9 protein-coding genes and 2 pseudogenes are annotated in these 10,615 nt (G+C 68.6%); 2 read left to right on the forward strand and 9 right to left on the reverse strand.

What is annotated here, in order from left to right; genetic code table 11:
• Window positions 1-230: 230 nt before the first annotated feature.
• From ACWD35_RS43495 to ACWD35_RS43515, 5 genes are read right to left on the reverse strand one after another with little or no spacing between them, the layout of a single operon-like run.
• Window positions 231-827, reverse strand: coding sequence for a transposase (locus tag ACWD35_RS43495; protein ID WP_451356861.1), 597 nt, complete (start codon window positions 825-827; stop codon window positions 231-233).
• A complete protein-coding gene (locus ACWD35_RS43500) occupies window positions 728-1,432 on the reverse strand; it encodes a transposase (RefSeq protein ID WP_451356862.1) in 705 nt (234 codons plus the stop codon). The genes ACWD35_RS43495 and ACWD35_RS43500 overlap by 100 nt, the downstream gene beginning before the upstream one ends.
• Window positions 1,353-1,952 carry a helix-turn-helix domain-containing protein gene (locus tag ACWD35_RS43505; RefSeq protein WP_451356863.1) on the reverse strand — a complete coding sequence of 200 codons (600 nt, stop codon included), beginning with the start codon at window positions 1,950-1,952 and terminating at the stop codon, window positions 1,353-1,355. The genes ACWD35_RS43500 and ACWD35_RS43505 overlap by 80 nt, the downstream gene beginning before the upstream one ends.
• A gap of 36 nt (window positions 1,953-1,988) precedes the next feature.
• A complete protein-coding gene (locus ACWD35_RS43510; protein WP_451356864.1) occupies window positions 1,989-2,906 on the reverse strand; it encodes an RNA polymerase sigma-70 factor in 918 nt (305 codons plus the stop codon).
• Entirely contained in the window at window positions 2,903-4,096 is a 1,194-nt protein-coding gene (locus ACWD35_RS43515) for an NAD(P)/FAD-dependent oxidoreductase (RefSeq protein ID WP_451356865.1), read from the reverse strand. The genes ACWD35_RS43510 and ACWD35_RS43515 overlap by 4 nt, the downstream gene beginning before the upstream one ends.
• Before the next feature lie 640 nt (window positions 4,097-4,736).
• Between ACWD35_RS43515 and ku the strand changes: the two genes are divergently transcribed.
• Entirely contained in the window at window positions 4,737-5,471 is a 735-nt protein-coding gene (ku, locus tag ACWD35_RS43520) for a non-homologous end joining protein Ku (RefSeq protein WP_451356869.1), read from the forward strand.
• A 179-nt stretch (window positions 5,472-5,650) separates the two neighbouring features.
• Here the strand turns inward: ku and ACWD35_RS43525 are convergent.
• The 3 genes and pseudogenes from ACWD35_RS43525 to ACWD35_RS43535 all read right to left on the reverse strand — a co-directional run.
• Window positions 5,651-6,733, reverse strand: a pseudogene (locus ACWD35_RS43525) (IS701 family transposase); the annotation flags it as partial.
• A 120-nt stretch (window positions 6,734-6,853) separates the two neighbouring features.
• Window positions 6,854-7,177: a DUF6191 domain-containing protein gene (locus ACWD35_RS43530; RefSeq protein WP_451356866.1), complete on the reverse strand. Its 324-nt coding sequence runs from the start codon at window positions 7,175-7,177 to the stop codon at window positions 6,854-6,856.
• A 403-nt stretch (window positions 7,178-7,580) separates the two neighbouring features.
• The gene (locus tag ACWD35_RS43535; protein ID WP_451356867.1) at window positions 7,581-8,219 is read right to left on the reverse strand and encodes a hypothetical protein; all 639 of its coding nucleotides are present in this window, start codon (window positions 8,217-8,219) and stop codon (window positions 7,581-7,583) included.
• A 141-nt stretch (window positions 8,220-8,360) separates the two neighbouring features.
• Here ACWD35_RS43535 and ACWD35_RS43540 point away from each other — a divergent pair.
• Window positions 8,361-9,737 (forward strand): annotated as a pseudogene (locus tag ACWD35_RS43540) (IS1380 family transposase).
• 474 nt (window positions 9,738-10,211) lie between these two features.
• Here the strand turns inward: ACWD35_RS43540 and ACWD35_RS43545 are convergent.
• Window positions 10,212-10,547 carry a hypothetical protein gene (locus ACWD35_RS43545; protein WP_451356868.1) on the reverse strand — a complete coding sequence of 112 codons (336 nt, stop codon included), beginning with the start codon at window positions 10,545-10,547 and terminating at the stop codon, window positions 10,212-10,214.
• Window positions 10,548-10,615 lie beyond the last annotated feature (68 nt).

A 10,615-nucleotide genomic window follows, 5' to 3' on the forward strand; every position in this document is an offset into this window, starting at 1 on the left:
GCCGTCGTGCGGTGCGGATGGTCGCCGAGGTGCGGCCGGAGTACGACACCGAGTGGGCCGCGATGAAAGCGGTCGCCCAGAAGCTGGGCATCGGCTCAGGGGTCGGGGCCAGCACGCCGTTCTCCGGCATGAGCGCGTGAAACTGCTGATGCTGATCGGAAAATCGATCTTCGGGAGGGCAGGCGGCAGCATCCGTGCCGCTTGCGGACCGGATGTCGGGGTGGGGTCGGTCAGGAGGCCGCGGGTTCGAGGGTGACCTGATGGCCGAGAGCCTGGAGCTGGCGGACGAGGTTGCGGGTCTTGCGGGCGGGGTTGAGGTGGCGTTGGTGCCAGTCGGAGCCGAGCTCCTGGTAGGAGGCGTCCGGTTCGTTGATCAGGTGCCAGGTGATGACGAGTATCGAGCGGGCGACGGCGACCAGGGCTTTGGCGTGGCCACGGCGTTTGACGATGCGCCGGTAGCGGGCGCCGAGGAAGGTGTCGGTGCGGGCGGCGGCGTTGGCGGCCTCGCCGAGGGCGCCCTTGAGCCAGGGATTGCCCTGCCCGGCCGGTCCTGCAGTGTTCTTCGCGCCGGACTGGATCGTGCGGGGGCACAACTTGGCCCAGTACACCAGGTGTTCGGGTGTTCCGGAAGGCCCGTACGGCGTCGACTTCCGGTACGGTACGGCGCCATGGGAACCGACAGGCGCCCCACCTAAGTGGTCGGCTCCGGAAGTCCTTCGGGGGTTGATCACGCTGCCAGCTCGGCGGAGGATTCTTCTGGTTGATCGGCGGTGTGCCGGTCGAGCCTGGCCAGCAGATCGTCCAGGTCGGAGGTAGTGAACTTCCACTGGAACGGCTGTGCCGTGGCGTTGTAGCGGTCTTCGAAGGCTCGGAGCCGCTCCCCGACCTGGGTGAGGTCGGTGAAGTCGTTGGGCGCTACGACCTTGCGCTGCACGACGGAGAAGAAGATCTCCACCTGGTTCAGCCACGAGGCGTGCACCGGAGTGTGGACCAGCACGGCGTTCGGGAACGCGGTGACAAGGCGGTCCACTGCGGCCTTGCCGCGGTGGGAGGAGCCGTTGTCGACGATCCAAAACACGCGCTTCGCGCTCGCGTAGGGTTCCTGGCTCATGACCTGGGCGACCAGGGTCATGAACGGGGCTATGCCTGTGGTCGGTTCGCAATGGCCGAACACTGTGGCCTGATGGACGTCGTAGGCGGCCAGGTAGGCCAGTGCGCCGCCGCGCCCGTAGGTGTGGTTGACCCGCATCGCTCTCGTTTGGCCGGGCCGGAGGGTGGGGTGGCAGCGGCAGCGGGCCTGGATGGAGGTCTTCTCGTCCGCGCTGATGACGTACTCGTCCGCGCCGAGCGGCTCACCGTCCCACGTGCGGGCGTACAGGTCCAGGACCTGGGCCGCCTTGGGCCGGAGTCCGGGTCGGTGATGAAGATCCATGAGCGGTGCTGCCAGGGTTTGATCGCGTCCTGGTCGAGCCAGCGGCGCACGGTGGATGCCGACAGGAAGGGCGCGATGCCGCGCTCGACGGCCTCGCGGGCCAGGTCTGGGCACGACCATCGGGACAGTGGTGCGCCGGCCTCGGCGGGAAGCCGGCAGGCCGCCCCGGGCACTTGCGGTCGGCTAGTCCGGGCAGGCCCAGGTCGGCGAACCGGCCCCGCCACGTGCGTACGGTGTCCACGTGCACTCCCACCTCAACGGCGATATGCGCGTTGGACCAGCCCCGAGCCGCCCGGAGCACGATCTGCGCCCGCACCCTTGCTCGGTGCTCGCTCTTGTGGCCCCAGGCCGCCTTCTTCAACCGGTGCCGCTCGGCGGCGGTCAGGACTATCGGGCGCGCAGCGGCAACAGGCAAGGCAGGTAAGCCGATCAACAGGAGTGGATCACGGCGGCCACGGCCTGCCGCATCCGCTTCCACTTGGGCCCGGGCTGTGCTGGGGTAGCGGGCCCGTGCGCTCACGGGGGTTCTGGAGGGTGTCGATGACGAGCGGGCAGTTCAGGAGAGTTCGTGTCGGGTGCCATCGGCGACGGCGTGGAGCTTGTCCGGGTTGGCCACGTTGTGGATGGCCGAGATGCGGCCCTCCGGGTCGAAATCGAAGGTCATCGTGGCGACCACGCGGTCGGGGCCGCGGAAGAGCACACCCGGGCCGCCATTGATCCAGGTGAGCTCTGCCCGCATCTGCCCGGGCTCGATGCCTTGGTAGGTCGCGGTGCCGAGCGCGGCGAACCAACCGGCCACGGTCTCCAGGCCGATGACCGGCTTGAGGGCCTGGCGGACCTTGCCGCCGCCATCGGTCCACAGGGTCACGTCCGGGGAGAGCAGCTCCATGAGGGTGTTGATGTCGCCGCCCGTCGCCGCCGCGAAGAAGCGCTCGGTGACGTCGCGTTGGTGGGCGCGGTCCGGGGTGAAACGGGGTCGGCGGGCCTGGACGTGCTCGCGGGCGCGGTGCGCGGCCTGCCGGACCGCCGCCTCCGAGCGTTCCACCGCCTCCGCGATCTCCGCGTAGCTGAAGGCGAAGACCTCCTTCAGCACGAAGACCGCGCGCTCCAGGGGGCTCAGCGTCTCCAGCACGACCAGCAGGGCCATGGAGACCGAGTCTGCCGTGGCGACGCCGTCGGCGGTGTCCGGGCCGGTGAGGATCGGCTCGGGGAGCCATGGCCCGACGTAGGTCTCGCGCTGGTGGCGGGTCGACCGGAGTCGCTCCATCGCCAGGTTGGAGACGATCCGGGTCAGGTAGGCCTTGGGGTCGGCGACCTGGGAACGGTCGGCCGCCGACCACTTGAGCCAGGCGTCCTGGACCACGTCCTCGGCATCGGCGGCGGTGCCCAGGAGGCGGTAGGCGACCGAGAAGAGCAGGGTGCGGTACTGCTGGAAGGCGAGCTGGTCGGGGCCGGTCTGCTGCGGCTGGGTCACTTGGCGCTCCGTATCCGGGTGTAGCGGCCGCCGTGCGGCCAGAGGGCGCCCGAGGCGGGCATCTTCTTCATGCGGGCGAAGGTCGGCCACGGCGCGGCGGTGACCGTCTCCTTGTACTTTGCGGCTCGCTTGCCGGTCAGCACGATCCGGCGCGGGCTGTCGTCGGGGTGGGTGAACTGCACGACGGCGTCGTTCCGGCCCAGGCTGACGGGTGTGTGGTAGTAGCCGAAGCGGAAGGGCTTGGGCTCCTTGCCGGCCAGCACCCGCAGGATGGCGAGGGCTGCGTGCACGCCGGTGGGCATGCCGCCCTGGCAGGTCCCGTGCATCACGCCGTAGCCCTGACGGATCGCCGCCGCGTCGCCCACGGCGTAGACATCCGGGTGCGAGACCGAGCGCAGCGCACTGTCGGTGACCACACGGCCGCGCTCGTCGACGGTCAGGCCCGCGACGGCGGCCAGCGGCGAGACGCGGGTGCCGCTGGTCCACAGCACCGCGTCCGCCGGAATGCTGGAGCCGTCCGCGAGCTCGACGCTGTCCGGCAGCACCTTGGCCACCTCGACGCCGCTGCGCACCTGCACGCCGAGCCGGGCGAGCACCGCGTCCAGGTATGCCGTGGCCTTCGGGTGCATGCCCGCGCCCGGCTCCCCGCGGCCCAGCAGCACCACCTGGAGTTCCGGGTGCTGCTCGGCGATCTCCGCGGCGGCCTCGACGCCGGTGAGGCCGTTGCCGCCGACCACGACGGTCCCGCCGTCGAGCCGGGTCAGCCGGTCGGCGAGGAGGGCTGCGTCCTCCGGGCTGTTGAGGGTGTAGGCGTGGTCGTCCACGCCAGGGACGGCGATCGTGTCAGCGATGCTGCCCAGGCCGTAGACCAAGGTGTCGTAGCGCAGGACCCGGTCGTCGTCGATCCGGACGGTCTTCGCCTCGGCATCCACGGCGGTGACCCAGCCGCGGACGAAGGCCGCGCCGGTGCCGTCCAGCAGCTCCGGGATGTTCATCTCGGCCGTCTCCTGGCCGGTGGCGGTCATGTGCAGTCGGAGCCGCTCGGTGAAGTTGTCGTAGGGGTTGACCAGCGTCACGCGCAGGATCCCACGCTTCCTGGTGCGGGCCGCGAGCTGGATCGCGGCGGAAAGCCCGGCGTAGCCGGCGCCCAGGACCAGGACCTCGTGCTGCTGCGCTGCTGTCGCGTTCATCACTCTGCTGTCGCTTTCGAGTTGGTCGTTCCCACCGTGCGGACGACCACCAGACGCAAGCTGCCCTTCCGTTCGTGACATGGGGCCGATGTGACCTACATCAAATCCTGAAGAGGGGGCGGCCGGGCGCTGCACCAGCCCCCGGGCACCGCGACGCGCAGCATTCAACCATGATCGACTCGGCTCCGCACGGGAACTGACGGAACAACAGGATCCGCAGGTCAGCGGCAGGGCCCGGCGCTTCCACACCGCCCGCGAGCACGACCGCCTCTCCACCACCCCCGACCAGCGGAACTACGCCCTCACCACTTGATCGCGAGCTTCACTCGAAACGAACGCCCAAATCAGCGATCCTCGTGCACCTGAGCGACGGGGCCCACGACCGGCTCCAAAGCCAACCCCCGAAGGACTTCTGGAGCCGACCACTAAGCGGCGAGTGGGACAGGTCGACGATCGGACTTACCGCCTAATCGGGTACGTAACTGCACTCCTTCCCCAGGGCAGTAGCTGGCTGTGTAAGGGGACCGGGTGGTGATCAAATGGGGCGGTCCGCGACTGGGATGCGTGCGGTCTGCCGGCGGATGACTCTGGATGTATGAAGGCCACGTGGTCCGGGGTGGTCCAGGTCGGGTTGGTCGCGATGCCGGTCCGGTTGTACGCGGCCACGCAGGAGCATCCCGTGCGCCTTCACGAGATCCATCTCGCCGATGGCAGCCGTGTCGAGCACCGCCGCTTCTGCAGGGCCGAGAACCGGGAGATCCCCTACGAACAAGTGGGCAGGGGCTTTGCCCTGGCAGACGGGCGCGTGGTGCCGCTCACTGATGAGGACCTCGCACACCTGCCCTTGCCCACCAAGCAGACCATCGATGTGCTCGGTTTCGTGCCCTTCGAGGACATCGACCCGATCAGCTTCGGCCGGCCGTACTACGCCGGTCCCGGACCGGACGCCGACCGCCCGTACACCCTGCTCGTCGAGGCACTCGCCCGCACCGGCTACGTCGCCATCTGCAAGGTCGCCCTGCGCAGCCGGGAGCGCCTGGCGCTGCTCCGCCCCCGCCACGGCATGCTCATCCTGCAGACGCTCCTGTGGCAGGACGAACTGCGCGACCCGGGAGACCTCGCGCCCTCCACGCCGGTCACGGACCGGGAGCTGGAGCTGGCCGAAGTGCTGATCCGGGAACTCGTCGGCATCGACGTCGGCGAGGTGCACGACGAATACGCCCACGCCCTTGAGCAGCTCGTGGACGCGAAGATCACCGGCGGCGAGCTCGTCGAGCCGGCGCAGCCCGCTCCGGCGCTGGACCTGATGGCAGCACTGGAGGCGAGCGTCCGAGCCGCCGAGCGGGCGCACGAGTCGTCACGGCCTCGGCCGTGACCCTTGTTCGGCCAGCTGTCCCTGGCTGAAGGTCGCTGGCGTTGCTTGGCTCCGTCGGGCCGCAGGGGCCGGACGGAATCTTCGTGGACGGGCTGGATGACGAGCGTGATGAACAGGCGCTGGATCTCGTTGCACGTCAGCGGCAGCAGGTCCTCGGGGGCGGGCCGGCGGGCGTGTTCCTCGGCGCGGACGACGGCGAGGAAGGCGTGGGCGAGCATGGCGAGGGTGACCCAGCGGGTCCAGGAGGGGTAGCGGCGAACCTGGTGCTCATCGAGTCCGGCCAGCCCCTTCTCAGCCTGGAAGGTCTCCTCCACCCGCCATCTGGAGCCGGTGACCCGCACCAGCTCGGTCAGTGGCACTGGTTGTGCTGAGAAGCAGCGGTAGTAGGCGAGTTCGCCGGTGGTGCGGCTGCGGCGGATCAGCAGCTGGTGGCGATCCGGGCGGGGGTCGGCCAGGTCGATGACCGCCCAGTCGTAGAAGCGGTGTCCCTTGGCGCCCATCCCGGCCGACAGCTTCTGCCAGGCCCGCTTCGGCACCTTCCGGGCCAGGGCATCGGCACGGAACGTGCCCGCACCAATGGTCATTTCGGCCGAGCAGGCCACCGCGAGAACATGGCCGATGCTGCGTTCCTCCAGAGCCGCCCGCAGCTTCGGATTGCCGCCGTAGACCTCGTCACCCGTGACCCAGCCGACGCGGTGTCCGGCGTCCCAGAACCGTTCGATCATCGTGCGGGCCAGTTCCGGCTTGGTCGCAAAGACAGTGTCCTTGCCGAGTCCCGCTGCCCGGCAGCGGTCCGGGTCGCACGTCCAGGAGCGCGGGATGTACAGCTCCCGGTCCACCGCCGCGTGTCCCCGGGCGCCTGCATAGACGAGGTAGACCGCGACCTGGGAGTTCTCGATCCGTCCCGCAGTGCCGATGTACTGGCGCTGAACGGCGACGGTGTGGGTGCCCTTCTTCACGTCGCCGGTCTCGTCGACGACCAGCACCGCGGCATCGTCGTGGAGGTGCTCGACGACGTATTCGCGCACGTCGTCGCGGACGGCGTCGGCATCCCACACGGCCCGGCACAGCAGGTGCTGCATGCCGTGTGGGCTGGCCTCCCCGGCCCACTCGGCGATCGTCCAGCAGTTCTTGCGCGGCAGGTCCGACAGCAGCTCGAGCACGAACTCCCGTGCCCGGCGGCGCGGTTCCACTCGGGCGAACCGTCCCGCGATACGCCCCCTCAGGGCCCCGAACGTCTCCTGCCAGCGGGCAGGATCCATGCTGTGCCCTGCGGCCACGACTTGATCGTTCGTTGTCTTCACAAACCACGATGATCACCGGTGGCCGCACCTGTCTGCGGACCACCCCGACCAGCAAGATCATGACCTACAGCTGGATGACTATCCCCGCCGTCGGACCACCGCCGTACCCGAGTCCAGATCTATGCCCATGCGGGGCGGCGCACCATCTTGGATGTCATCCCGCAGGACCAGCTCTGCCTGGCGCTGTTCGAACTGCACCCGCTTGTTGGAGTTCATGAACGCATGCAGCTCTTCGGTAACAGTGGCGCCCACGCCGAGTCCGCTACTCGGGGTGCGAGCAACCAAGATGCGGCGCAGCCAGTCCGGATGTCCCGATCGCACCACCACATAGCGGGCCGACGCCAGCAGGAAAGGCACGAGCACTAACACTGTCATGATCAGCAGGCCCGACATCATCACCATGCCCAACCAACGTCCTCACAAGGCGCACCGTTCCCGGTCACTGTGCGCCTGACTATCGGTGGGCGACCAACCGCGTGCGTCAGAGGTGGGCTCGGCGCGGTCGCGAGGAGCGCCGACTCACTGCGTGATCACGATCTACAGCTGGAGTATTTGGTCACTCCTCCTTCAAAGGCAGTAACCGTCGTCCCCAAGTCGCGATCGACAACTCTCTTGACCCGGCTACGTCCCTAACCTCGCGCTTTCACGAGGTGGACTGTCCTATAGGTGATCAGGTAGCTGAAGAGTGCCTCTGACCAGCGAGAATGAGGATTGTCGAGGGCCTGCTTCCTGCACCAGCCGGAGGCACTTCTCAGGTGAGCAACCCCCATGCCGCCCAGACTGGCCTCGGGAGTGAGCCGCGCCGTTAGAACGGCGGCGACCACCGGCCTGCCCAGGTCGGTGTGTATCCAGCTGGAGGCCAGACACGGTCCTGTGGGAACGATGGGTGGGGCCATATGTGGCCCACCCATTCGCATTCGGGGATCGCGCCTTCCCAGTCGTCGGCGCAACGGTCGGCCCAGTCGCGGCCTACCAGCACCGGCCGGGTCAGCAGTCCGTTTGCGGTGTCCTGCACTCGCAGGACCAGGCCCAGGTCGTTGATCCCGGGGTTTCCGCGCGGCCCATAGGACACGCCGCCCCTCGAGTCGGGCAGATCGAACAGCCATTGCTCCAGCTTGGCCGGGTTGCCATCGGCCAGCTCCATCCCGTCCAGAGTCACCTGCGGCCCGCGAACGGCGTCAGTCGCGACGCAGAACAGTCGGCCGGAGCCGTCGAAGTACTCGTATACGGTGGGTTCCGCCGGGCGGAGCCCCAGCTGGATACCCACGATCTCTGGAAAATAGGGCTCGGCTTGGAATCGGCGCAGCTCAGGGGTCTCCGGCAGCGCCATCGCCGCCTCATCCATGCTCATGCCGAACCGCAACGGCCCGACGCTCTCCAGCGGTGTGAGCACCCACACCGGCCGGGCCCGCTCGGTGACTTCTTGAGAGTCTGGCGACGTCATCCAGCCCATCCCCCTCTACTAACCTCGCGCTTCGACGTGGGCTGTCCGGTAGGTGATCAGTTACGCGAAAAGTGCCTCTGACCAGCGAGAATGGGGATTGTCGAGGTCCCTGTTCCCGCACCGGCTGGAGGCACTTTCCAGGTGAGCAAGCGTATCGGTTTCTACCCGCGCTTGCGGGTGTCGGGTAACGGCAACGGCGCCGTCTCGCAGGCAGGCGGGTTGCTGCTGATCGAGACAGCACGCCGGACGGGTTTGGACGCCGCATTGTCGGCGGCGCTCACGCCGTGGCGCAAGGCCCGGGCCGTCCACGACCCGGGCAAGATCCTGCTCGACCTCGCCATTGCGGTCGCGCTGGGCGGGGACTGCCTGGCAGACATCGGCGTGTTGCGGGCTTAGCCCCACCTGTTCGGGGCGGTCGCGTCCGATCCGACCGTCTCCCGGCTGGTCGACCCCCTCGCCACGGCCGGTCCCCGGGCACTGGCCGCCGTGCGAGGGGCCAGGGCCGATGTCCGCCAGCAGGTCTGGAAGTTGGCCGGCGCTACCGCACCGAACGCCGGCGACAAGGTGGTCGTGGACATCGACGGCGTGCTGATCCTGGCGCACTCCGAGAAGCAGGACGCGGCCGCGACCTGGAAGAAGACCTTCGGCCATCACCCGCTGTTCGCGTTTGTCGACCACGGCCCAGAAGGCTCCGGGGAGCCGGTCGCAGGCCTGCTGCGGCCTGGCAACGCGGGCAGCAACACCGCCGCCGACCACATCGAAGCCACCCGCCTGGCGCTGGCCCAGCTGCCGAAGAAGCACCGGCGCGGACGACGGACGCTGATCCGCACCGACTCCGGCGGCGGCACCCACGAGTTCCTCAACTGGCTCACCGCACGTGGACGGTGGCTGTCCTACTCGGTCGGGATGGTCATCACTGAGCAGATCCACCAGGCCGTCCTCCTCGTTCCCACCTCGGTCTGGACACCTGCGATCGAACCCGACGGCAACGTGCGCGACGGCGCCTGGGTCGCCGAAATCGCTGGCGACGTCCTGAAGGGCTGGCCGAAGGGCATGCGGCTGATCGTCCGCAAGGAACGGCCGCATCCTGGCGCCCAGTTGCGCATCACCGACGCCGACGGGATGCGCATCACCTGCTTCGCCACCAACACCACCGACACCCCGATCGCGGCCCTGGAGCTACAGCACCGCCAGCGCGCCCGAGCCGAAGACCGCATCCGCGCCGCCCGCGACACTGGCCTGCGCAATCTCCCCCTGCACGACGTCGCCCAGAACCGCATCTGGCTGGAGATCGTCCAGATCGCCCTCGACCTGCTCGCCTGGATGCCCATGCTCGCCCTCACAGGCGAAACCCGACGGTGGGAACCCAAGCGCCTGCGACTGAGGTTGTTCTCCGCCGCCGCCCAACTCGTCACCACCAGCCGCCGCCGCTGGCTCCGCCTGGCCCGGCACTGGCCCTGGACCCAGCTGATCACCACCGCGTTCACGCGACTCCAGGCACTGCCGAATCCCGGCTGACCAGCAACGACGCCCCGCCCCAACGAGCCGTTCCGCGACCGGAGCAGTGGAACCCGGCGCCCACCCGACGCGACAGCCGGGCCGCAACCATGCCCGCCACCCGCCTGAGCAGCCGAAACGGCCCATTGCATGAACCGACGGACCGTCACGAAACATCGAGGCTAACATGCCAGAGACCATGTGGCGTGTTTCACCTGGTTTTTTTCGCTCGACCTATTGATAACGACGGTGATGTGGAGCCAGGGGTCCTCCACGCAGGTGATCAGAAATGTCCCGTCGCAGATGATCTGGTCCGCGTCTATGGCCGTGACCTGCGACGACCAGATTGGTTGAGATGGCGGGGGTGAAGGTTTTCTCAGTTGGTCTGGTCTCTCCAGCGCGGATGTCGGCCGCTGTCTCACTTGATCTGGTCCGTCGCCGTCGGGCTGCGACCTGACTGCCCGGGCGCGGGAGCGGGACACCCGGGCGCAGGGGTCAGTTCTCGGGTGGCGGGGCGGTGTCGAGGAGTTCGCGCTTGACGTGGTCGTAGTCGGCCCGGGCCTGCGGGTCGCCGTGGTCGTAGTCGGCCCAGAAGCCGGGGCGCTGCCAGCGGGCGTCCGCGAGGCGGGTGCGGCCGTCGGCGATGACCAGGGTCCAGCCGGGTGGTATTCGGGTGTCCACTGTCTCGAAGTCGGCGGGATCCCAGAGCAGTCCGGGGTCGGGTACGTCGGGGCCGAGCACGCGGATCTGGCAATCGATGTCGTAGGTGACCATCTCCACAACCGGGTAGACACCACCCACCCGGGGGGCTTCACCCTTGGTCGTGGACACCGGTTGTTATGCGGCGGTGGCCAGCGTAGTTGATCGTTGTTCGTAAGCGATCGGGCTGATCTGGCCGA

The organism is Streptomyces sp. NPDC002671 (genome assembly GCF_053592475.1).